The organism is Bacillus cereus group sp. BceL062 (assembly GCF_051780025.1).
In the GTDB taxonomy this organism is placed as follows: Bacteria; Bacillota; Bacilli; order Bacillales; family Bacillaceae_G; genus Bacillus_A; species Bacillus_A toyonensis.
Genome location: NZ_JBPWGY010000002.1, coordinates 503,494 through 528,049, shown reverse-complemented (window position 1 = coordinate 528,049; position 24,556 = coordinate 503,494). Strand labels below are relative to the sequence as shown.

Sequence of the window (24,556 nt, the reverse complement as noted above, 5' to 3'; positions counted from 1 at the left end):
TAACTTAGCTGAACTGGACTACTCAAAAGGATGTGTGTCAACATGGTAAAAACAAACAAATTACTAGTTCCAGGTGCAGAACAAGCACTTGAACAATTTAAATATGAAATTGCACAAGAATTCGGTGTTAGCTTAGGCTCAGATACAGCATCTCGTTCTAACGGTTCAGTTGGCGGCGAAGTAACAAAACGTCTTGTTGCTTTAGCTCAACAACAATTACGCGGATAATACTATAACATATGGCTTAGAGGCAGATATTCTCTGCCTCTTTCTATTGCAACATACATAATAGTACTTTTTCACATACTAGTAAGAACAAACTGAAAGGAACGATATGTGAGATGAAACGGATTAATATTAGCATGAGCCCTCCTCGTGTTCTTACTTTATCTTTTATTGTATTATCACTTGTCGGCACATGCTTATTAAAACTACCAATTGCTACAACAACATCTATTTCATGGCTCGATGCCTTATTTACAACGGTTTCTGCTTGTACAGTTACAGGGCTTGGTGTTGTGGACACTGGAAAAGTATTTACCTTATTTGGCCAATGTGTAATTTTAACACTTATACAAGTTGGCGGTCTTGGTATTATGAGCTTTGCTGTTTTAATTGCAATTATGCTTGGCAGAAAAATCGGTCTTCAGAACCGAATTTTGTTACAACAAGCACTAAATCAAACGAATATTGGCGGTGTCATTCGTCTTGCCAAAGCATTATTTCTATTCTCTTTTACAGTAGAATGTATTGCTACTTTGCTCCTCTCTTTTGAATGGGTACCAAAATACGGAATTGCTAAAGGGTTCTATTATAGTTTTTTTCATTCGATCTCTGCCTTTAACAACGCCGGTTTTTCTGTGTGGAGCGATAATTTAATATCCCATTCTCATAGTATTCTCGTCAATCTCGTTATTTCTTCTCTCATTATTTTAGGTGGAATCGGTTTTACAGTGATCATAGATATAAAACGAAAAAAGAACTTTAAAAACCTTACATTACATTCAAAACTCATGCTCTCTTCTACTCTAATCGTCAATATTATTGCTACCGTTTTTATTTTCATATTCGAGTTTCATAATTCTTTTTCTATGAGAGGTTTTACCCCATTTGAAGAAGGAATGGCTGCTTATTTCCAAGCAATTTCAACGCGCACTGCCGGATTTAATACCGTTGATATTTCTGCATTAACAAAACCTTCCCTTTTATTAATGATGCTTCTTATGTTTATTGGTGCTGGTAGTGCTTCAACTGGTGGTGGAATTAAGTTAACAACATTTTTAATTATGTTTTTTGGCGTATTTAAATTTTTACAAGAACAAGATGATATTGTTGTGTTTAAAAAATCCATTAAAGATACGCTCATTGTCAAATCATTGACCATTACTATTATTTCCATTTCATTTATCTTTGCTGCTATTTTAATTTTAAGTATTACTGAGCGAGTTCCTCTATTGATGAGTGCTTTCGAAGTATTTTCAGCATTTGGAACAGTCGGTCTCAGTATGAATTTAACACCACACTTAACGATAATTGGAAAAGCTATTATTATCTTTATGATGTTTTTTGGAAAAATGGGACCGTTAACATTGGCTTTTTCATTTGCACGTAAAAAGAACCGGAAAATAAAATATCCGAACGAAGATATTTTAACAGGTTGACAACCGTATAAATTATCCATATAATGAGAGTACAATAGCATATCTCCAAAGGGGAGTAGCGTCCAAGAATATTTCTTGGAAACAAAGTCGTCATTACGTAGAACTTAGTTCTTCCGGCTTTGTTGGCATTTTTATTACATATGTCTAGCAAGACCTTTGCCTATTAACGGCAGAGGTCTTTTTTGTATTCATTGCCAAATTCTTCCAAAGTTAATAGGCAGGAGTATGGGGAAACTAAATAGTGGGGAAATTCTTCACTTATTTAGTACTTATAGAAATGAGAGGAGAATGTACATGGATGTATCATTATTATTGGAGTATGGTTGGGTATTACTCATCCTGATTGCACTTGAGGGGATTTTAGCGGCTGATAACGCGCTTGTTCTTGCAATTATGGTAAAACATTTACCAGAAGAAAAACGTAAAAAAGCACTATTTTACGGATTAGCGGGGGCATTTGTTTTCCGATTCGGATCGTTATTTATGATTTCGTTCTTAGTCGATGTATGGCAAGTGCAAGCAATCGGTGCTATTTACCTTATGTTTATCGCTGGTAATCACTTATTTAAAACGTATGTTAAAAAGAATACGGATGAAGACACAGAAGAAAAAGAAGCAAAGAAAAAACAAGAGAATTTTTGGTGGACTGTATTTAAAGTCGAGGTTGCTGATATCGCCTTTGCAGTTGATTCAATTTTAGCTGCTGTTGCATTAGCAATGACTTTACCGAAAACAGGACTAGGTACAATTGGTAGTCTTGATACTGGGCAATTCGTTGTTATCTTTGTAGGTGGACTTATTGGATTAATCATTATGCGATTTGCAGCAACTGCTTTCGTACAAATATTAAAACGTAAACCAGGACTTGAAACTGCAGCATTCTTAATTGTAGGTTGGGTTGGTGTGAAGTTAGCAATCTATACATTAGCACACCCTGCATTAAATGTAATTCCGCATTCATTCCCAGAATCTACTCCGTGGAAACTTACATTCTGGATTGTATTAGTTGGAATCGCAGTTGGCGGTTGGTTCTTCTCGAAAGAAGTAGAAGTAAAAGTAGAAAAGAATTTAGACGAAAAAGCGCTGTAATTACAGCGCTTTTTCTTTTTTATTTCAATTCCCTCTCTATTTTTAGAAAAAATTCCATTATACTACCTTTTGTAATCGCTTTCTTATTTTATGTATGTCCTTTTTGTGAAACATTGCACAAACTTATTGAAACTGTGAACGAATCCATGTACTTTATTCATATAAGGAGTATTTATAGAAGATTTACTAAAGGAGCGTATGACTCATGCTAGAACAAGGATTAGATTATGTTGTCAAACTGGCTAAGAGCAAAAAGAAAATGCTAGATATAAATCCGATGCAATATTTCATTCGTGCTGCACTTGCGGGCATTTATATCGGTTTTATTATTGTACTATGTTTTAAATTAGGTAACTTTTTTCACATTGCAGATTCACCAGCAACTTATTTAGCTGCTTCCATGTTTTTCGGGATTGCCCTCGTACTTATTATATATGGTGGTGCTGAATTATTTACTGGAAATACAATGTACTTCACAGTAGCAACTTTAAGAAAAGAAACAACGATTTCTGATACACTTCGCAACTGGATTGCATGTTATGCAGGTAACTTAGCGGGCGCTTTATTCTTTGCCTTACTATTTTACGCAACTGGCATTTTCGAAGCGATTGATCACGGTCATTTAATGAATAAAGTAGTTGAAGGAAAGATGAATACACCTACAATGCAATTATTCTTTAAAGCAATTTTATGTAACTGGCTTGTCTGTCTTGCCTGCTTCTTACCTTCTCAAGTGAAAGGTGACACAGCCAAAATATTAATGATGATGATGCTCGTTTTCACTTTCTTTTTATCTGGTTATGAGCATAGCATTGCAAACTTATCACTGTTTGCTTTATCTTTAGTATCACCACATCCTGAGACAATTTCTTTTGCAGGCGCTATTCATAACTTAATTCCAGTTACAATCGGTAACATTATTGGCGGGTCCGTATTTGTCGGTATGGTATATCACTACTTAACAAAGAAAACACCTGATGTTAAACAGGAAGAGACTGTAATCGCAGCAGCTCAACAAGAAGAGATTATTCCTTTACAAGCACATATGAAACATTAAAAACTCCAAAGTTAAACTTTGGAGTTTTTAGCTCCCCACATATTTCACAATAATACTTGCTTCAATCTCTCCTTGTTCTTTTCCACCCTCTATTCTTTGTTTCATCTTATCCATACCAATGACATCATTTGTGTGAAAGTGGATTTCCTTAACATGTAATCCCTCTTTACAAAAAATATTTACGAAATCAAATCCATTACTCTGCCGCCATCCCATATTAAAGTCGAGAGAAATAATATTTACCTCATTCTCCCTAACAAATTCCAAGGCAGTTTCTACTGTAGTTGCGGGCACATATCCGAACGGACAACTTCTTTGATCATCCATATATATATTCATTCTCTATCCCCCTCTATTTTGAATACACAATTAATACATAACATATTGCTCCAAGACTAATAAAAGGGCCAAATGGAATTGGTTTACTTGCTTCTATACGCTTTAATAAAATACCCATCCCGAAAAAACAAAGACTAAAATAAGACGCTAAAAATAAAATAATAAAAACCCCTTTCAATCCCACTATAAATCCAAGTAGCGAGAGTAATTTTATATCCCCTCCACCAAGCCCTTCTGGATATATCTTTTGCATACAATATAACAAAAAGAGTATAACCCCACTACCAACTATACTATCTATCCACGTAACTAATGGTACAAAAATACATTCTAAAATAAGCAGAAAAGCAAACGAAATTAAAATACGATCAGGAATTAACATATATATATAATCTGTAACGGAAATAATAAGAAGTAACGAAAAAAGTGATAAAATGATGAGAAGCTCTCGTTCTACTCCAATCATATATACAGTAAGAAAAAATATTGTACCGGTTACAAATTCAAATACTACGTACAGAATCGGAATTCCCCTCTTACAATTCGTACAGCGCCCTCTTTGTATACAAAATGAAATGATTGGAATTAGTTCTTTTGGCTTTAGTACATACTTACAATAATGACAATGCGAACGCGGTGTAATAATAGACTCGCCTAAAGGAACCCTTATTGCGATTAGCATAAAAAAAGAACCAAACACCATACCCACTAACAATGCATATATATAAGTGAACATCCCTTCCTCTCCTTTCCAAAAGAACATAACAAAAAAAGGAGAGAACTTCTACTTCATATTATCCTTTATTCTACTAAAAAAGCAGGCCATTTCCTGGCCTGCTTTCCCCTCTTTTATACGATGAAATATACCGCTTTTAATGGTCCGTGTACTCCGACAACAAGATTCATTTCAATGTCAGCAGAGTTACTAGGTCCTGTAATAAAGTTAATACAAGATGCCGCTGTCTCGCCATTTTCTACACGTGAGTTCATATCCTGAACTGCTTGCGTAATACGAGGCACAAGTGTTTCACGTGGAATAATAGCAAAGTATACAGTCGGTAAAAAGTGTAAAGAACGTCCTTGCCCTTTATGACTTTGTACAACAATTGTACCAGATTCAGCTAATGTATAATCACTAAATGCAATACCGATATTCGCTTTTTCAGCTATACGCATATTTTCGTCTTTTCTCTCTGGATCCCATACGTTTACTTCAATATCTCGCTTTGGAAGTTCTTCTTTAAATAAAGATGTTAAACCATATGCATCAAAGCGTTCATCTGCTGATAATAAAATAGGTCCCCCGCCGTTTTCCATGATTACTTTTTGAAGATCTTCATACAAACGGTCATTTGTCGTTTCTACTACAGTTGTATGAATGTTTGTACATTGCTTTTTAAATACTTCTAGTAATTCTTCTTGTGAATAATCTTTTAACGTTTCTATATTCACATTACTTTTCCATACTGGACGCTCGACACCTTCTCTTTTACGCGCACGCCCAAGTTCTTTTGCAATGTTATCTAGAAAGGAATCACGGTTTTGAATTAATCCTGCCATTATTTATTCCCGCCTTTCTTATGATCTTTATACCAATCACGGAATCTTTCTTTACTTGGCGCTGGGAATTCACGAATATCCGTCCAGTTTTTAAGTGGTCCAACACCTTTTGATACACGGTTACCAGATGTGAATGGACTCATTGCTGCTGGTGCCATTTTTGATCCCATTTTGTATAATGCAGCTGAAGAAGCACCCATACTAAACATTTTCATCGCTAATTTTTCTGCAAGTGGCGCACGTCCTTCTTGTTCAACGATTACTTGGCGATGCTTTAATAATAAATCATGTAATGGAATTTTTACTGGACAAGCCTCTGTACATGCTCCGCATAAACTAGATGCATAAGGAAGCTCTTTGTAATCATCATATCCACCTAAAAGTGGTGTTAATACCGCACCGATTGGTCCTGAGTAAATCGATCCATATGAATGTCCACCAACGTGACGATATACAGGACATACATTTACACAAGCTGCGCAACGAATACATTGCAATACTGAACGGAATTCAGATCCAAGAATTTGAGAACGACCATTATCAACAACAACTAAATGGAACTCTTCAGGTCCATCAACTTCCTCTTCTTGAATTGGTCCTGCTACTGTTACATAACTTGTTAACTTTTGACCTACCGCACTACGGCATAGTAAACCAACTAAAACATCTAACTCTTCCATTGTCGGAACCATACGTTCCATACCCATTACTGCTATTTGTGTTTTCGGAATCGACATAACAAGATCCGCATTACCTTCGTTCGTTACTAAACAAAGTGATCCCGTATTTGCAACAGCGAAGTTACAACCCGTCACACCAATTTCTGCATCCATAAATTTCTCACGAAGTTGTTTACGAACAAACTTTGTCATCTCATATGGATCATCAGAATTTTCATAGCCAAGTTTTTCTTTAAATACATCACGAATTTGCGTTCTATTTTTATGAAGTGCAGGCGCAATAATATGTGAAGGTGGATCGTTATCTACTTGCAAGATATACTCTCCTAAGTCACTTTCTAACACTTCACAACCAATTTCTTCAAGCGCATGGTTCATACTAATTTCTTCTGTTACCATCGACTTTGATTTCACTACTTTTTTCGCTTGTTTCTTTTTCGCGACGTCTTGAATATACTTTGCTGCTTCCTCTTTCGTTTTCGCAAAGTACACATGGCCGCCTCTTTTTGATACATTTTCACTTAACTGCATTAAGTAATAATCAAGATTTTCTAACGTATGTTGACGAATTTGTTCACCTAGTTCACGCCACTCTTCCCAGTTTCCCAATTCGTCCGCTGCTTTTAATCGATTCGTATATAAACGCGTTTGTGCAGAAGATACTGCTCCGCGCATAAACGAATCTTGAATTCCATCGCCTACGCGATCATTAAATTTTTTCTCACTGATTTTCATAGACATAGCTTATGTTCCCCCTTCATGAGCGACTATTCAGTACCTCAGCAATATGCATTACTTTTACTTCTTTTCCTAAACGCTCAATTCGTCCGCCAATGTTTAACAAACACCCACAATCTGCACCGATTAAATAATCAGCACCTGTTTCCATTACACTATCTACTTTTTCATCTACCATTTGCTCAGAAATCGGAGTCATCTTAACTGAAAACGTTCCCCCAAACCCACAACAATTTTGCACGTTTGGCAGTTCTCTCACAGTTAATCCTTTTACATTAGACAATAAAATTCCTGGTGCCTCTTTTACTCCAAGCAGGCGTGTCATATGACAAGACTTATGAATAGTAGCTATTCCTGGTAAACTTGCACCCACATCTGTCACTTTTAAAACATCTACAATAAATTGTGTAAATTCATATGTTTTATCAGCAACCTTTTGTGCACGCTTAGCCCATTTCGGGTCATCTTTAAAAACATGCGGATACTCATGAAACATTGTCGCACAAGAGCCAGATGGCGTAACGATATATTCTGCATCTTCGAAAGTCTCAATCATATGTTTCATCGCTTCTTTTGCTGCTTCTACATGGCCGCTATTATAAGCAGGCTGACCACAACAAACTTGTGCTTCCGGAAATTCAATTTCACAACCTAAACGCTCCAACACTTCAACTGTTGCTTTACCGACATTTGTTTCAAACATATCGACTAAACAAGTAACAAATAAAGTAACTTTCATAATTATTACTCCCCCTCTTTACAACTTCGCCAACAAACATATGGTCATCAGATGACTTAAGAGAAAAGAAATAGGCTCAACCATGACCTATCCTCTCCCTTTTCTAAAGAAAACGCTTACTTAATCTTTCTCTATTTTATCAGAAAATTAGATTTTTTAAAGATTAAATTACGAATTTATATCGTTTCTACCTGTGACAATATGTTCTACATTTGTTAAATGATCTAGCATTGCTTGCTGCGCTAATTCTACATCTTGTTTTAAAACCGCATCATATATAACTTGATGCTCTTCTATAAGTCGTTCTGATGTCGTTTGTTCACCATATAAAATAATGCGTCTTGATTCACCAATCGTTTCAGCAATCATCTCTGAAACATGATTCATGAGTTCAAGCAAAATGCTATTATGCGAAGACTCTGCAATTCCCATATGGAACTGAAAATCTGCTTTTTCGCCAGCCTTTTCATCTCCAATGCTCTTTGCCATTTCATCTAACCAATGTTTCATATTTTGCAAATTATCTTCCGTACGTTTTGCCGCTGCTGCTCGAACTGCCCCCACTTCAAGCACCTTTCGCACTTCTAATAAATTCAAAATATCTTCTTTCTTCATTAATAATCTATTGTTTAATGATTTTGTTAATGAAGAAGAATCAAAGTTCTTCACATATGTGCCTTCTCCTTGCTTCATTTCAATTAAGCCCATCGCTCTTAGCGCACTTAACGCTTCACGAACAGCAGATCTGCCAACTTGAAACTGCTCAGCTAATTGATGCACAGGAAGTAGCTTGTCACCAGGTTTTAACGTACCATTTTTAATCATTGTTAAAATAGCTTCAGATACTTCTTCGTAAATTTTTTTCGGTTTAATAGATTTGTACTCCAGTTAAATCACCTCAGTATCTTCCAAACAACAATTGAAACGATTTATAAGAACTTAGCATCCATACCTATTTTAGAACGAATTGGTAAGAAGTACAAATGTTTTGTTCATAAAATAGTCAAATTTTTAATATTTATTTGCTATTAATTTATATCTATTCCTATATTCATTTACATTCAATTGAAAAAGCATGTCCTTCGCATTAGAACATGCTTTCTTCATCTTGTATTTTTAATTTAATAAATACTGTTGTTCCCTTACCTTTTTCACTTTCTATTTTCCACTCACCATCATGTATATGAACAATTTGCCTTACAATCGCAAGACCTAAACCTGTTCCACCATGTTGGCGACTTCTCGCTTTATCAACTCGGTAAAAACGCTCACCAAGATTCTCTAAATGCTCTGCATCAATACCTATTCCTGTATCCCTTATTTTCAACTCACAGTAATCGTCTATTTGCTCTAGCGTTATTATGATATTCCCGTTTTGATTTGTATACCGTATCGCATTATCTAACACGTTATGAAGAACTTGTTGCATACGATCTTCATCAATCATTACGATAATTTCAGGATTTAAATTCGTTGAAATACGAAGTTTTTTTTCTATAAACTTTAGTTCATACGTATCTAACACGTCTTCAATAAGCTGCGAGAACACAATAGGTTGCTTCTTTAGAGGAAAATGTTCACCTTCTAGTTGCGCTAAATCTAATAAATCATGAACGAGACGCTGCATACGATCCGCTTCTTTATGAATAAGCTGCGTCACTTTTTCTTGCTGCGGTCCCTTTGCTACACCATCTAAGATAGCCTCACTATATCCTTTTATATAACTAAGCGGTGTTCTAAGTTCATGCGAAACGTTAGCCAAAAATTCCTTACGCTTTACATCTTCTGTTTCTAAAGAATGCGCCATTTTATTAAATGCTTTTCCTAATCGTCCAATTTCATCTTCTGAAGAAATGGTAATCCGCTCCGAGAAATCTCCAGTAGCGAAATGATTGGCAACCCGCTCCATTTGCGAAAGCGGCTTCGTAATCGCTATAATAATTTTTCTCCCAATCCATATCGTAATTAAAATCATAGCAATTGCTAGCGGGGCTAAAATAAGACCCATATCATATATTAAGTCTTTTATACTTTTTAAAGGAATATAAGAATATACAATTCCAACTAACTTTTTATTATCTAAAACAGGGATAACAACACCCATAATATTCCGATCAAAATGTTCTTCATATCCTACCTTTGTCACCGTTTTACCATCTAGTAGTGTTTGTCTATCCCCTTCACTTATAAGAGAATGATGATGCACATCAAAAGGCAAACATGCGCTTAGATCACGTGGATTGGAAACGAAAAGAACGTCTGAACTAGATATTTGATCAAATGCTCTTACTTTCTCTTCAAAAGTTGACATTCCTTCATTCTTATCATATTGCGTTGCAAGACGCTTTCCTTCCATTACTAATGAGTCTTTTAAATTATCAACGTATAACTTTTCATACGAGTATAAAGATACAAAATAAAGAAAGGAAACTGTTACACATACTGCACATACTACTGTAAGCCAAAGCTTTTGTACCATCGTAAACATACGTTACACCTCAAATTTATAGCCTACACCCCAAACAGTTTGAATGTAGTTTCCACTTTCTCCAAGTTTCAAACGCATCGTTTTCACATGTGTGTCTACTGTTCTTGTACTTCCCGCATAATCATACCCCCACACCTTTTCAAGCAATTGTTCCCGGCTAAATACTTGTCCTGTATGTTGGCAAAGGAAATATAGTAAATCAAACTCCTTTACTGTAAGAGAAATCGGATCGCCATCTGCCTCAATCCTCCTACTTTTTTCATTAATAAGAATGGGACCAAATTGAATCTCCTCTTGCTGTTCTTGCTTTGTATAACGTCTTAGTACAGCTTCCATACGAGCAATTAATTCACCTGGACTAAACGGCTTTACAATATAATCATCTGCTCCCATGCGTAAACCGTTCACCCTATTCCACTCTTCACCTTTTGCCGTTAAAAATATAATTGGCACATCTGACGTTTTTCGAATCTCTTTGCAAACTGAAAGTCCATCCATCTCTGGCATCATAATATCTAATACAACGAAATCATAATGATCTGACTCTAATTTTTTAAGAGCCTCTTTTCCATTTTCAGCTTCTCCCCACTCGTATCCGAAGTTATCTAAGTACATTCCGACAAGTTGCCTCATGTCACTTTCATCATCTACAACTAGTACTCTATATTTACCCATTGTCCTTCCCTTCCCTCTCTATGAGTTGAAATGGTCCTTTTCCGACTTTAATTGTTTGTTTTATTTTCATACTCTTCATATCCATGACGCACACTTCATCACTATCATAACTTGCTACATATCCTTCTGCCCCGCTTTTCAAAAATGCAAATGGATTTGAGCCTACTTCAACGGAAGCTACCTCTTTATACGTACTAATATCAAATTTTCTAAGCGTATTCGAACCATGGCTTAATGCATATACGTACTTATTATCTTTCGTTATGTTCACAGGCATAAACGGGGCGTGTAAAGAACGTACCATTTCGCCGCTCTGTAAAGAATACACTAATACTTTCTCATTCACTTGATTTCCATCACCATGTCCGCCAATCCATATCTCTTTTCCATCCGGACTAATCGTTGCTCCTGTTGATGCTGGTGGAATCATAAAGGATTGTATAACCTCTTTTTTCTTTGTATCAATTGTCGTTAGCTTCGTATCATAAAAGTTTAGTACAGATAACTGGTTATGATACTCTACCAGGGTTATCGGTCCTTTTCCTGTTGAAACACTTCCTGTCTCTTTCCCTTCTATCGTAAAGAACCTTACCTTTTGTGCATTTTGATCGGCGGCAAACAATTGTTTTTTATCTTCTGATACAACCACATTTACAATGCCTTTTCCAGTTTTATATTTTTCCACTTGCCTTCCTTCTGCTAGTGAATATACATACATGTATTCTAACTGCTTACCATATACAAGTATGTCCTCGCCGTTTGGAAGTAGTGCAATTCCTGCCATCGGTTCATTTAATTCCCATGTCGTAATTAATTTATTAGTTTTTTTATCAATAAAACTAATACTGCCTTCTTTTATATTCGTTGTTATAATAATACTTTTATCTTCAGTAATTGGTGTATATGAACTTCCTTGACACCCTACTAATAGAAATAAAAAACAGAGAAGAAAAACATACTTTCTCAAAAGATTCCCTCCATTTTCGAATGATTTCGTTATAATTGTAAAATAACAAATAAATGTGTGGAAAGTGTGAAATCTTCCTTTCTTATTCAACTTACATATATAATGTACAACAAATAGAATTTGAGGTGTGCAAATTATGCTTTTTCCTGATTTAGCGAATAAAATTGTACGGGAAGTACGCAGACTAATTACAGAAAATATTATTATCATTAATATACAAGGTGTTATTATCGCCAGTACAGATGCAAAAAGAATCGGTCAATTTCATGAGGGAGCACTCCGCTGCGCGAAACAAAAGAAAACCGTCATCATTACAAAAGAAGACGAACGACGGTTGCAAGGTGTAAAAGCCGGGATGAATCTTCCTTTACTATTTCATGACGAAGTAATTGGTGTTATTGGAATTACAGGAGAACCCGACAATATTTCACAATACGGAGAAATATTACGGAAGATGACCGAATTATTAATTCATGAAAACTACTTTTTAGAGCAATTAGAACTTGAACACCGTTCTTATGAAGCATTTGTCTTTGATTGGCTTCAAAATACAGACTGGTCTTCAAGTTTTCTCGATCGTGCAAAAACACTTGGCGTTGATTTATATAAGAAGAAACAACTTATTTTGTTTTCGATTGATCAAAATGATACGATGCTCCAGCGTAAAGTTTGGCAACATATTCGCAATCTATTAGCAAAAGAACATCTATTTGTTCGCTGGGGAAATGATCGATTTATTTTATTTTCAGTGATGAGCTCTAAAGAACAAACTTACCTATTTTTAAAACGGTTAAAACATGACTGTGAAACTTTATTTTCTATCCCTTTATATATCGGGATTGGGCAAACCGTTACGCCAAGCAAGATGCACATATCATATGAACAAGCACTACGAGCGCTTTCTGTGTCACTTGAAACGAAAAAAATTGTATTTAATGAAGATTTACGTTTAGAAATGTGCTTACAAGATATTTCTATCGAAACGCGAGAACAGTTTCTAGAGCGTACCATTGAAAACTTAGTACAATCTCCTGAGCTCATGCACACTTTACGTTTATTTATCGATTATAACCAATCTTATAAACAGACAGCTGAGCAATTACATATACACATTAATACATTGCATTACCGACTAAAAAAAATTGAAGAACATACCGGACTTGATCCGAAACAATTCAAAGATTTAAATGTTTTATACTTCGCACTCCTTTTATTAGATAATCATACAAAAAAGAACGATAAAACAGATTAATCTTCAGATGATTATACATAGAAAGAATCCTCCAACTTTTTTATCATTATAATGAAAGCACTGTTACAACGTTTTTATTATGACTAAACACGTTAACAGTTTGAGGGGGATTTCCAATGTTAGAAGAGCAAATTATTCATTCATTCGTATCCATTGTTGGCGAAGATAATGTAGATACATCCAATATGGGGCGCTTAACTTATAGTTATGATGCCACTCCAAACTTCCAAGCAATGCCTGATGCAGTCATTGCTCCTCGTAATACAAATGAAGTAGCTGAAGTGTTAAAAGTATGTAACTCTCACAAAATCCCTGTGTATGTTCGTGGTTCTGGAACAAACCTTTGTGCAGGAACTTGTCCACTAGAAGGCGGTATCGTCCTTATTTTCCGCCATATGAACAATATTTTAGAGATTGATGAAGAAAATTTAACAATTACCGTACAAGCTGGTGTCATTACACTTGATATTATTAAAGCAGTAGAAGAAAAGGGATTATTTTATCCGCCAGATCCAAGCTCGATGAAAATTTCTACAATCGGCGGTAATATTAATGAAAACTCAGGCGGATTACGTGGGTTAAAATATGGTGTAACACGTGATTATGTAATGGGTCTTGAACTTGTCTTACCAAATGGTGATATCATTCGTACTGGTGGTAAATTAGCAAAAGATGTTGCTGGTTACGATTTAACTCGTCTATTTATCGGTTCTGAAGGAACACTTGGAGTAGTAACAGAAGCGATATTAAAACTTGTTCCTATGCCTGAAACGAAGAAAACAATGCTGGCACTCTACGAAGATATTAATGAAGCTGCACGTGCTGTTTCTTCTATTATTGCAAATAAAATTATTCCAGCGACACTTGAGTTTTTAGACCAACCGACAATTGAAGTTGTAGAAGAGTTTGCACAAATCGGTTTACCAACTGACGTAAAAGCAATTTTATTAATTGAACAAGATGGTCCACCCGAAGTGGTCGATCGAGATATTGAAAAAATGGCTAACGTTTGCCACTCTATGAATGCAGTTGATGTTCGCGTTGCAAAAGATGAAGCGGAAGCAGATGCACTTCGTACAGCACGCCGTAGCGCACTATCAGCACTTGCAAGATTAAAACCGACGACAATATTAGAAGATGCAACAGTACCTCGTTCACAAATTGCTCCGATGGTTGAAGCTATTAATGCCATCGCAAAAAAATTTAATATTCCTATTTGTACGTTTGGACACGCTGGTGATGGAAACCTACATCCAACTTGTATGACAGATGCCCGTAATGAAGAAGAAATGCACCGTGCTGAACAAGCTTTTGCTGAAATATTTGCGAAAGCAATTGAGCTTGGTGGTACGATTACTGGTGAACATGGTGTTGGTGCGATGAAAGCTCCCTATTTAGAAATGAAATTAGGTAAAGAAGGTATTGCCGCTATGCAAGGGATTAAACAAGCCTTCGATCCAAATAACATTATGAATCCTGGAAAGATGTTCGCGAAAGACACTCGTAAAAGAGTGGTGGTTGAGCGATGACAACATTAAATAAAGAAAACATTCAAAAGGAATTTAAAGAACGATTAAGTAAAGATGAGCTACTAAACTGTATGCGCTGCGGGTTCTGCTTACCTACTTGCCCTACTTACATTCAATCTGGTTATAAAGAATCACATTCGCCGCGCGGACGTATCGCATTAATGAAAGCTGTCGTTGATGGTTTAATCGAGCCAGATGAAGATGTTGAAAATACTTTAAACGTTTGCCTTGGCTGTCGTGCTTGTGAACCTGTTTGTCCATCTGGTGTGAATTATGGACATTTATTAGAAGAAGCTCGTGATATTATTAATCAAAATAAAAAATTCTCTATGCCAGTGAAAGCCGTTCGTAAAATCGTTTTTGAAGGATTATTCCCACATCAAAATCGAATGAGAACTTTAACTGGACTTATCGGATTTTACCAACGTTCCGGCTTACAAACGTTAACTCATAAAACAGGTATTATGAAGTTATTCCCTGAAACACTTGCAACGATGGATCTCGTTTTACCAAAAGTCCCTAAAATGAAAGCAATGAAAGATCGTCCTACATTTTTATCTGCTGAAAGTACAAAGAAAAAACAAGTTGCATTCTTCACAGGCTGTTTAATGGATACGATGTTTTTAGAAACAAATAACGCAACGATGAAACTTCTTCAATTAGCCGGTTGTGATATCGTTATCCCGCAAACACAAAGTTGCTGCGGTGCATTACATGGACATGCTGGTGAAAAGAGTGGAGCAAAAGAATTAGCGAAACGAAATATAAAAGCATTCGAAGACTTAAACATTGACTATATTATTACGAATGCAGGTGGTTGCGGGGCTTACCTCGTAGACTATGATTATCTTCTAAAAGATGATCCAGAATGGGCTGAACGTGCAAAGCAGTTTGTTTCTAAAATTAAAGATATTACCGCTATTCTAGTAGAACTAGATTTCCATAAACGAACTAACTTACGACTCACGCCGCAAATTATTACGTATCAAGATTCTTGCCATTTACGTAACGTTATGCGAACATCTTCTGAACCTCGTATGCTACTAGAAGCCATTCAAGGCGCAACATATCGTGAAATGAAAGATGCGGATCGCTGCTGTGGTTCGGCTGGTATATACAACATTGTACACTCAGAATTATCAATGGAATTTCTAGATTATAAAATGGACCGTGTACATGAAACAGATGCAGCAACAATTGTCACTACAAATCCAGGGTGCCTATTACAAATGAAACTAGGTATTGAACGTGAAGGTCTTTCTCATGAAATGAGAGGAATTCACATTGTAGATTTATTATTAGAAGCAATTGAAACTAACTCGTAATAACTCGTAACATACGTAATAATAGGAAAACGGCTATCTCCTTCGTCTATGTAAAGAGATAGCCGCTTTTTTGTCTGCTACAACATTAAAAATATGTTACTTTATTATAAAAAAGAACAACAGAAACATTACAGTTTTGTAAAAAACAATCCAGTATATTCCTTAAAAAAACGTTCAAACCATTGATACAATAGGATTCTTCATTTTCAATATAGGTACATTTATCCAAAAACCTCCTATTAAAACGAAGTATAAAAATGCTGAAAATTCCTTTTACACTCTACGTTTCTCTTATTTCTCTCCTTTTCTCTCCTTAGGATAAATTAGGTAAATTTTAAGTCTATGAATTTTTTTCCATCTTTTTTCTCGTAAATTGTATGCTACGATGGATTTGTCAGTCAGACAGGCTGTCAAAAACAAATCGTGTGAAAACAAATTAAAACTTTATATAGGGGGACACACATCATGAAAAAGCGTGTTTTATTATCTGTAGCTGCTGCAACAGCTCTTACTTTAGGAGTATCTTCTTTAGATGCACAAGCTGCAACAGTACAACCATCTAACATAAAGGTTCAAAATATTCAGCATTCAAAAGTGATGATGAAGCAAATGAACCAACAAGAGTTACAAGCATTCTTACAATCTATGGGAGTTGAATCATTAGCACAATGGCAACAAGGAAACTTCCAACCAAATTGCTTCGTTCCTGGTCAACAACCTACTGAAAATGTTGTAACTGAGCAACCAACAGCTAAGCCAGAAACTCAAAAGCCTGTTGAACAAAAACCAGCTGAGCAAAAGCCTGCTGAACAAAAGCCAGAAGCTCAAAAGCCTGCTGAAAACAACAATACTCAAAAACCTACAGAACAAAAGCCTGCTGAGCAAAAGCCTGCTGAAGAAGCAAAATCTTTAAGCGAGTTCGAACAACGTGTTGTTGAATTAACAAACGCTGAGCGTACAAAACAAGGCTTACCAGCACTAAAAATCGATACTGAATTAAGCAAAGTAGCGCGTGTTAAATCTGAAGATATGCAAAAAAATAACTACTTTGATCATAACAGCCCTACATACGGGTCTCCGTTTGACATGATGAAGAAATTTGGTATTTCTTATACATCTGCAGGTGAAAACATCGCTCAAGGCCAACGTACACCTGAAGAGGTAGTACAAGCTTGGATGAACAGTGCTGGACACCGTGCAAACATCTTAAATAACGGCTTCACTCACATCGGTGTTGGTTATGTAGAAAGCGGTAACTACTGGACACAACAATTTATTACGAAGTAAATAGATAAAAAGAGTCTTCTCATAATGAGAAGACTCTTTTTAAGTTTCGTAACTTTCTATTATGTATGAATATAAAATGTAGGACATAAACAAAATAGATCCGCAACTTATTACGCTAAGCAATACATAAAATCCCCACTTCAAGTTCAAAAACAAGGAAAACAGTATACCACATGCCATCACTTGAAAAATTCGTCTACTCACTAAACGAATTTTTTGTAATTTAATTGGATCTTTTTCTTTACCCTTTTTTTTAAAATCTTTGCTAAGCATAAAAAGAAACATACTAATCCCGATCGTTAATCCTGTCTGAAAGGATATAAAACTTCCAAAATTAATAACGAGAATAAGCATATGAATAAACAACATAAATAAAGTAATCGTCTTTATAAATCCGCCTATAATGAAATGCTCTCCTCCATTAAACTTATATATATTATGTGAAATAATATACACAAATCCATGTAAAAAAATAATAAGAACCGGAATAAATGCAACAACAACTTGTTTACTCATAAATTCGTTCGGCCCACCATTTTCGTTCCAATGTACTGCCAAACGTTCTGGTAAATCTGGATAGATGCATAGGGTAAATAAAAGACAAGCGAAAAATATTCCTAGTATATATTTATATTTGACCAAGTAATTCTCACCTCTCTTTTCTCTTTACGGCTTCGCTTCTTTTAGAGAAATTCCTGCAAAAATTTACTTTTCTCAAATTAAAACTTACACTTTACACATTGTCCCTTTGAAATTCTTTCATTGTATTGTTTAATTTTGCAGGAAACGGTACATCAATTTCGATCTCTTCTTTCGTAATTGGATGCAAGAAATTAATTTTCATTGCATGTAACGCTTGCCCTGACATATATGTTGTTTGTCCACCATATAACACATCCCCAACTAGAGGATTACCATTATGGCTCATATGCACACGAATTTGATGCGTTCTACCTGTTTCTAATTGTAAGGTTACAAAGGTTGTATTGTGCTTTTTAAAATATTTTTCTACTTTATAGTATGTAATAGCTTCATCACCCTTTGGAGAAACACGACGTCTCGTAGCATGATGTCGATCCCTTCCAATAGCAGCGTCAATTGTGCCCTTCTTCTTTTTCACTTTCCCTTCAACAAGCGCAGCATACGTTCTTTTTATTTTTCGTTCCATTAATAAACGATCCATAATCGCGCCAGCAATTCTATGTTTAGCAAACACGACACCACCTGTCGTATCTTTATCTAAACGATGAATATGGCGAACCTTCGCCTCTAAACCTTGCATTTGAAAATGAAAAGCAACAAGGTTTGCAAGTGTTCCCGTTCCACCTTTTTCGGCAGGGTGCGTGTCCATTTTCTCTGGTTTATTTACGATAAGTACGTGATCATCTTCATATACTACATGTAACTCACCATATTCTGGCCCTACACCGTACTCTTCCTCCATAAACATGTGAACTTGGAATTTATCGCCCTCTTTTAAAAGCTCATTCCATCTTCTCTGTTCACCGTTAACAGTAACACCTTTTTCCATACGAAGCTGATGTAATAACTTTTTCGGTAGTTCCCATTCTACTTTTAATAACGATTCGATACTTATACCATTCCATTTAGCCGGTACAGTAATTTCGCACCATTCGCCCTTCTTCTTTGTTTCCATACTATATCACCTTATTTCTATTGATTCTCTCATTGTAACGGAAAACACGCTTTGATGCATCGTCAAAAATAGAGGACAGCCTTATAATCGACTGCCCCTCACGCTCTAAGCCTTTTCATTTCCTGCAATACTTCTTCAGCTTTTTGCTCATACGATAAATCTTTGAAGAAATCCGCCAATCGTTTATAGTCGTTGTATGTATCTAATAAGTCGTCTATTTTCTCTCCTTTCATAACTTGCTGCTTTTGCTTCATTTTTACTGGATACCGATAGCCCGATAGCTCTTGTATTTTGTAATACTCATCCTCTACTTGAATAACCTTTACAAGTTCCTCCTCTTCCGCGTCCATCGTATATCCATCAAACTCTCTAAGCAGTTCATAAATGATATGAGTCCATTCATCTTTTGGATAAAATCCTTTTTCTAATCGATAACCGACAATGCGATACATATGCCCATCGTTTTCTGAAAATTGTACTGTATCATTTAGCTTAAATTTGAAATAACGAAACATTGCCTTCACCTACTTATATGTAATGTTCTTATCACATACTATTTGCAAAATGTAGGCCTTGCTATTCATAAAAAAATACTCATCTATAAGATGAGTATTTTTTATGATGATTTTTCTCGTTTTTTCCGAAATGGCAGCCACCAATTCCAGTCTCCAAACAACTTCATTAAGCTTGGTACAAGCATAAGACGAATAACGGTTGCATCAAGGAATATCGCTAATGCCACGCCAAGACCCATTTGCTTTACTGGTAAAATATCAGTAAATGCGAACGCACCCGTTACAACGATCATAATTAAAGCAGCTGACGTTATAATTCTACTCGTTGAAACGAGCCCTTCTAACGTTGCTTGATCATTATCTCCTGTTTCTTCATAAAGCTCATGAATACGTGAAATAAGAAATACTTCATAATCCATGCTAAGCCCAAATACAAGGCCGAAAATGAAGATTGGTAATACAAATAAAACAGGACTCGCTTCTAAACCAAAATGACCACCCTCAAATAACCAAACGACAATTCCAATTGTTGCACTTAAACTAAGTACGTTCATAATAATTGCCTTAATTGGAATGAGTATAGAACGGAATGCGAATAATAAAATGACAAAGGTTGATCCGAATATAACTGACATACCAATTGCAACTTTATCTTTAATTTCATCTTCTAACTCTTTTTGGAACGTCGTCATTCCGCCTAGGTAGTACGTAACATCATTTTCTTTATAATTACTTTTGAAATCACGAACCCACTGTTTCGCAGTTTCTGTACGAGGCTTCGTATCCAAAAAGACTTCTATTATTGTCTTATTTCCTTTTGAGTACGCTTCAAATACAGGAGCTATTTTTGCCGCTTCTGGCGACTGCAATATACCAGCAACTTGATCTGCTTTCATTCCGGTTAACCCATCGTATAAACTTCTTACCTCATATACTTTCTCATCATCTTTTAACTTTTGAACAACTTCTTCTATCTTTTGTAAACTCTCTTTTTCTTTTATATTTTTTTTCGTCTCTACTACTAATGTAACATCAGCATGTGTTTGGACCGTTTTATTAAATGCTTCTTCATATTTCTCATAAGCAACTCTAGTGTCACTCTTTTCAGGTAACGCTTCAACACCAGGAAACTGCAAATTAGCTGTACGTAGCGGTAATAAACAAATAACAATAAATGTTGTAACAGCAATAATCATTATGATTGGATGTTTCATTACAAATTGTGCAAATTTACGCCATGCCTTTGCCGGTGTATGTGCTACTTGATTCTTTTTTAATATTCGTTTTCCAATTAAAGATAATAGTGCTGGAAGAAGTGTAAGTGAGAATAAAATACTCATAATCACAACAATCATCCCGCTTATGGCAACAGACTGAATATAATCAATTTTAAAGAAAAATAAGCCTGATAAACCAACGAATACGCATAATCCTGAAAATACGATCGCACGTCCTGCCGTTTGATACGTAATCGCTATCGCTTCTTTCACCGTTCTCTTCGCAACTTCCTCTCGAAAACGATTCACAAATAACAGTGCAAAATCAATGGATAGTGCAAGTCCAATCATCGGTGCAACATTTAATACGAAAATAGATAACTCTTTGTCGCTACCTATAAAATATAAAATCCCCATCGTACTAATGACACTAAGCGCGCCATTTACAATCGGTAAAATAGATGCCAAAAGGCTACCAAATGAAAATAGTAATACGAGAAATGCAATTGGTAAACCAATCATCTCTGCTACTTTTAAATCATTTTGTGTTCTTTCATTAATCTCTTGATTAATTTTTGGAAATCCTGTAGGTGTTACTTTTAATGCTGTATTACTTTCCTTCTCAATAGTATCAGCGAACTTTAATGTCTTTTCCATACGTTCTTTAGTTGTTTTCCCGGAAAATAATATTGTCGCATAACCGATATTATCTTGTAACATTTCTTTATTTTGCACTGGATGATGGAAAGATTCATATTTCTCGTTCTCTTCAATCTTCTTTACAATGCTCTCTATTTGCTTTTTAAAATCCTCATGTGAAGCATCCTTATTCCTTTCAAAAACGAGTAGGAGCGTATCTTGAGACCTCTTAAAATCTTTATCTAAAATTTCTTTCGTCTTTTGATAGTCCCCTTCCGTTTGAAAACCATCACCACCTAATACTCCCGGTAGCTTTGGAGCAAAAATACCGAGTGCTATCGCAAGCAATAGTAGCGCTACAATTACTGTATAACGAAACTGATACAAGAAAGTTCCTAACTTCCCCCACTTATCCACTTTATGTACATTTGTCTTCACACAATTTCACCTACTTTAAATAATTCAATTATCACTTATACTGTATCACATCTTCATACAAACAAAAAACGTCTGGAAACACTATAATGATAGTTTTTCCAGACGTTTTTTATCTCTCTTTATTGAGCTGAAGCCTCTTAGTAAGTAAACGATGATAATAAATCGCGATAATTAACAAAATACCACCTACGCAATAACCTGCTAAAATATCAGTTGGATAATGTACATTTAAAATAACTCTACTTAATCCAATCGATACAATTAATATACCCATCAAAATGGTTATAACATATTTCCCAGTTACACTCTTCAAATTTGCCGCAATGATATAAGTAAGAAAACCGAATGTCATAATAGATAACATTGCATGCCCACTAGGAAAGCTATACCCAAGTGCATCTAATGCTTCATTTAACGACGGACGCTCCCTTTTCACAATTTCTTTTATTCCTTTATTAACGAGATGTGTGATCAAAACCCCCATTGGATACACGATCATTGCAGCATAATAACGTTTCTGCCAAAAAACAAGCAAACTTATAATAAGTATAGTTACAATTCCAATTGCTGATCCTAACTTTGTAAAGTATGAGAAAAAAGTAAGTGAGCTCTCCGTTTGTAACCCCTTTACTAATCCGCGGACATATGTATCCATCACTGTAACGCCACCTGCATGTACGCGCCAAGCAATAATACTAAATACCGTAAGTAATAAAATAACACACATTACCTCATACTGATGTAACTTCTTCTTCAAACGATTTCCTCCTACTATGAAAAAATGCGATTTCTACTTTAGAAACCGCATTTCCTTACTTATTTACCTTTTGTTTTTAATTCTGTCCAGTAACGATCATAGTCTTTTAACTTATCGTCTACATCAACAAGCCATTCTGTGCGATCTAATTCTTCTTTCGTTAAGAAGATCATATGGTTCTCACGATATTCTTTACTATGAAGAGGGTGAGCTTTTTCATTTGGATTACTGTACCCAATTGACTCGTAGTTTTTCACACTTACTTTCTCATCTAATAAATAGTTCATAAACTTCTCTGCAAGCTCTTTGTTTTTTGCACCTTTTGGAATTGCTAACGTGTCGGCCCAAATTGTGCCGCCTTCTTTTGGTACAACGTACTCTACATCTTTATTATCTTTTGCGATAAATGCTGCATCTCCAGACCAAACTGTTCCGATCCAAGCATCTTCTGTAATGAACTTTTGTTTAATGTTATCTGTATCAAATGCTAATAAATTTGGAAGTAGCTTCTGTAAATCAGTAGCCGCTGTCTTTAACTCTGCATCGTCTTTCGTGCTGTTTGAGAATCCATGCTTCTTAAGCCCCATTCCTAATACTTCACGAGAATCATTTAGTAATGTTACATGTCCTTTATATTTCTCGTTCCATAAGTCAGCCCAGCTTGTAGGTGCTTCTTTCACATACTTTTTATTGTATGCAATCCCTGTTACGCCCCAAGTGTATACTAAAGAATATTTATTCTCTGGGTCAAATGCTGGCGTTTTAAAATTAGAAATCATATTTTCGATGTTCGGGATATTCTTCTTATCTAACGGCGCTAATAAATCCATTTTCGCCATTGTCTTAACCATGTAATCAGACGGCTGAATTAAGTCATACTTTGCGCCACCAGCTTGTAATTTCGCAAGCATTTCTTCGTTACTTGCATACTTATCATAGTTAATTTTTACGTTATATTTCTTTTCAAAATCTCTTAGCACTTGCTCATCAAAATTGTCAGCCCAGCTATAAATGTTTAACTCTTCTTTCTTTTCACCACAACCGGCAAGTACACCAGCAACAAGGCTAAAACTAATTGCTGCGCCAGCTATTCTTTTCATTAATTTCATCGGTTTTACCCCCTCGTACTTTTTATATCGTTCGTATTATAAAGGAAGGTGTCCTCCAGAGTTTTCTTCACCATCTGCACCTTTGTTACGGAAGATTTCCGATAGCACCATTAATCCTACAATAACAACAATTAAAATTGTAGAAAGGGCATTAATTTCAGGTGATACTCCGCGCTTAACCATACTGTAAATGTATAATGGCAATGTTGTTGATCCTGGTCCTGATACGAAGAAACTAATTACAAAATCATCAATTGATAATGTGAATGTTAATAACGCTGCTGAAACAACTCCCGGTGCAATTGCCGGAAACGTCACATGGCGAAACGTTTGCCATGGCGTTGCTCCTAAATCATTTGCAGCCTCTTCTAAATCACGTCCCATGCTAGAAAGACGGGCCGCTAAAATAACAACAACAAATGAAATACTAAATGTAATATGTGCGATAATAATTGTTGTTTGTCCAAGTTCCATACCTAATTGACTAAATAGGATAAGTAAAGATAATCCCATTAATATATCAGGAATTAAAATAGGTAAATATACAAGACCATTAATGGCCCCTTCAAAACGATATTTGTAACGATGTAATGCTATCGCAAAAAACATACCAAGTATCGTTGTTACAACTGTTGTTATAACTGCAATCGTCATACTATTTACAAACGCATCAATAACATCTTGTTTTTGAAATAAATCTGTATACCAATGGAATGTAAAGCCTTCCCATTCCGCATTAATTCGAGAATCATTGAAGGAATATACCATTAAAACCATCATTGGAAAATACAAGAACAATAAAATTAACCAAGAATAAGAAACTAAAAACTTTTTCATT

General features: G+C 35.6%; 24 protein-coding genes and 1 riboswitch. Of the genes, 8 read left to right on the top strand and 16 right to left on the bottom strand.

Annotated features, from left to right (window positions below):
• Window positions 1–42: 42 nt before the first annotated feature.
• The 4 genes from ACS2MN_RS07890 to ACS2MN_RS07875 all read left to right on the top strand — a co-directional run bounded on the left by ACS2MN_RS07890 (window position 43) and on the right by ACS2MN_RS07875 (window position 3,807).
• Window positions 43–228, top strand: coding sequence for an alpha/beta-type small acid-soluble spore protein (locus ACS2MN_RS07890; RefSeq protein WP_000241211.1), 186 nt, complete (start codon window positions 43–45; stop codon window positions 226–228).
• Window positions 229–341: 113 nt separating this feature from the next.
• Window positions 342–1,661, top strand: a complete 1,320-nt coding sequence (locus ACS2MN_RS07885; protein ID WP_098805388.1) for a TrkH family potassium uptake protein — start codon at window positions 342–344, stop codon at window positions 1,659–1,661.
• Window positions 1,662–1,699: 38 nt separating this feature from the next.
• A riboswitch (yybP-ykoY riboswitch) is annotated at window positions 1,700–1,865 on the top strand.
• Between the two features lie 90 nt (window positions 1,866–1,955).
• Window positions 1,956–2,750 (top strand): TerC family protein, encoded by a 795-nt coding sequence (locus ACS2MN_RS07880; RefSeq protein ID WP_000383309.1) that lies wholly within the window; start codon window positions 1,956–1,958, stop codon window positions 2,748–2,750.
• A 205-nt stretch (window positions 2,751–2,955) separates the two neighbouring features.
• A complete protein-coding gene (locus ACS2MN_RS07875; RefSeq protein WP_000893032.1) occupies window positions 2,956–3,807 on the top strand; it encodes a formate/nitrite transporter family protein in 852 nt (283 codons plus the stop codon).
• A 27-nt stretch (window positions 3,808–3,834) separates the two neighbouring features.
• Here the strand turns inward: ACS2MN_RS07875 and ACS2MN_RS07870 are convergent, their stop codons facing one another.
• The 9 genes from ACS2MN_RS07870 to ACS2MN_RS07830 all read right to left on the bottom strand — a co-directional run bounded on the left by ACS2MN_RS07870 (window position 3,835) and on the right by ACS2MN_RS07830 (window position 11,993).
• The gene (locus ACS2MN_RS07870) at window positions 3,835–4,146 is read right to left on the bottom strand and encodes a cyclic-phosphate processing receiver domain-containing protein (RefSeq protein WP_087949135.1); all 312 of its coding nucleotides are present in this window, start codon (window positions 4,144–4,146) and stop codon (window positions 3,835–3,837) included.
• A gap of 13 nt (window positions 4,147–4,159) precedes the next feature.
• Window positions 4,160–4,909 (bottom strand): prepilin peptidase, encoded by a 750-nt coding sequence (locus ACS2MN_RS07865; RefSeq protein WP_015000258.1) that lies wholly within the window; start codon window positions 4,907–4,909, stop codon window positions 4,160–4,162.
• An 86-nt stretch (window positions 4,910–4,995) separates the two neighbouring features.
• Window positions 4,996–5,706, bottom strand: a complete 711-nt coding sequence (locus ACS2MN_RS07860; protein WP_000907756.1) for a LutC/YkgG family protein — start codon at window positions 5,704–5,706, stop codon at window positions 4,996–4,998.
• Window positions 5,706–7,127: a LutB/LldF family L-lactate oxidation iron-sulfur protein gene (locus ACS2MN_RS07855; RefSeq protein ID WP_000061931.1), complete on the bottom strand. Its 1,422-nt coding sequence runs from the start codon at window positions 7,125–7,127 to the stop codon at window positions 5,706–5,708. Before ACS2MN_RS07855 ends, ACS2MN_RS07860 begins: the two co-directional genes overlap by 1 nt.
• A gap of 16 nt (window positions 7,128–7,143) precedes the next feature.
• On the bottom strand, window positions 7,144–7,863 hold the full coding sequence (locus ACS2MN_RS07850) for a (Fe-S)-binding protein (RefSeq protein ID WP_000869145.1): 720 nt from the start codon (window positions 7,861–7,863) through the stop codon (window positions 7,144–7,146).
• A 168-nt stretch (window positions 7,864–8,031) separates the two neighbouring features.
• A complete protein-coding gene (locus ACS2MN_RS07845; protein ID WP_254903113.1) occupies window positions 8,032–8,721 on the bottom strand; it encodes a FadR/GntR family transcriptional regulator in 690 nt (229 codons plus the stop codon).
• A 229-nt stretch (window positions 8,722–8,950) separates the two neighbouring features.
• Window positions 8,951–10,351, bottom strand: a complete 1,401-nt coding sequence (locus ACS2MN_RS07840; protein WP_000494806.1) for a sensor histidine kinase — start codon at window positions 10,349–10,351, stop codon at window positions 8,951–8,953.
• 3 nt (window positions 10,352–10,354) lie between these two features.
• Window positions 10,355–11,026 carry a response regulator transcription factor gene (locus ACS2MN_RS07835; protein ID WP_000521658.1) on the bottom strand — a complete coding sequence of 224 codons (672 nt, stop codon included), beginning with the start codon at window positions 11,024–11,026 and terminating at the stop codon, window positions 10,355–10,357.
• Entirely contained in the window at window positions 11,019–11,993 is a 975-nt protein-coding gene (locus ACS2MN_RS07830; RefSeq protein ID WP_001234168.1) for a YncE family protein, read from the bottom strand. Before ACS2MN_RS07830 ends, ACS2MN_RS07835 begins: the two co-directional genes overlap by 8 nt.
• A 136-nt stretch (window positions 11,994–12,129) precedes the next feature.
• On the opposite strand from ACS2MN_RS07830, the gene ACS2MN_RS07825 reads away from it, so the two are divergent.
• The 4 genes from ACS2MN_RS07825 to ACS2MN_RS07810 all read left to right on the top strand — a co-directional run bounded on the left by ACS2MN_RS07825 (window position 12,130) and on the right by ACS2MN_RS07810 (window position 17,386).
• Complete coding sequence (locus tag ACS2MN_RS07825) at window positions 12,130–13,245, top strand: CdaR family transcriptional regulator (protein WP_098805386.1); 1,116 nt, start codon at window positions 12,130–12,132, stop codon at window positions 13,243–13,245.
• Between the two features lie 116 nt (window positions 13,246–13,361).
• Window positions 13,362–14,774: a glycolate oxidase subunit GlcD gene (gene glcD, locus ACS2MN_RS07820; RefSeq protein WP_087949139.1), complete on the top strand. Its 1,413-nt coding sequence runs from the start codon at window positions 13,362–13,364 to the stop codon at window positions 14,772–14,774.
• Window positions 14,771–16,099, top strand: coding sequence for a (Fe-S)-binding protein (locus ACS2MN_RS07815; RefSeq protein WP_438894678.1), 1,329 nt, complete (start codon window positions 14,771–14,773; stop codon window positions 16,097–16,099). Before glcD ends, ACS2MN_RS07815 begins: the two co-directional genes overlap by 4 nt.
• A gap of 465 nt (window positions 16,100–16,564) precedes the next feature.
• A complete protein-coding gene (locus ACS2MN_RS07810; protein ID WP_000747570.1) occupies window positions 16,565–17,386 on the top strand; it encodes a CAP domain-containing protein in 822 nt (273 codons plus the stop codon).
• A gap of 39 nt (window positions 17,387–17,425) precedes the next feature.
• Here ACS2MN_RS07810 and ACS2MN_RS07805 read toward each other — a convergent pair whose 3' ends face one another.
• The 7 genes from ACS2MN_RS07805 to potC form a co-directional block, all read right to left on the bottom strand.
• Window positions 17,426–18,028, bottom strand: coding sequence for a DUF1648 domain-containing protein (locus tag ACS2MN_RS07805; protein ID WP_000241826.1), 603 nt, complete (start codon window positions 18,026–18,028; stop codon window positions 17,426–17,428).
• 91 nt (window positions 18,029–18,119) lie between these two features.
• Entirely contained in the window at window positions 18,120–19,043 is a 924-nt protein-coding gene (locus ACS2MN_RS07800) for an RluA family pseudouridine synthase (protein WP_438894677.1), read from the bottom strand.
• A 98-nt stretch (window positions 19,044–19,141) separates the two neighbouring features.
• Complete coding sequence (locus ACS2MN_RS07795; protein WP_000490306.1) at window positions 19,142–19,558, bottom strand: hypothetical protein; 417 nt, start codon at window positions 19,556–19,558, stop codon at window positions 19,142–19,144.
• Between the two features lie 101 nt (window positions 19,559–19,659).
• Window positions 19,660–21,852, bottom strand: a complete 2,193-nt coding sequence (locus ACS2MN_RS07790; protein ID WP_000856446.1) for an MMPL family transporter — start codon at window positions 21,850–21,852, stop codon at window positions 19,660–19,662.
• Between the two features lie 109 nt (window positions 21,853–21,961).
• A complete protein-coding gene (locus tag ACS2MN_RS07785) occupies window positions 21,962–22,609 on the bottom strand; it encodes a phosphatase PAP2 family protein (RefSeq protein WP_000727808.1) in 648 nt (215 codons plus the stop codon).
• Window positions 22,610–22,668: 59 nt separating this feature from the next.
• A complete protein-coding gene (gene potD / locus ACS2MN_RS07780; RefSeq protein WP_000772488.1) occupies window positions 22,669–23,718 on the bottom strand; it encodes a spermidine/putrescine ABC transporter substrate-binding protein PotD in 1,050 nt (349 codons plus the stop codon).
• A 36-nt stretch (window positions 23,719–23,754) separates the two neighbouring features.
• Window positions 23,755–24,555: a spermidine/putrescine ABC transporter permease PotC gene (gene potC / locus ACS2MN_RS07775; RefSeq protein ID WP_000714202.1), complete on the bottom strand. Its 801-nt coding sequence runs from the start codon at window positions 24,553–24,555 to the stop codon at window positions 23,755–23,757.
• Window position 24,556: the final 1 nt, after the last annotated feature.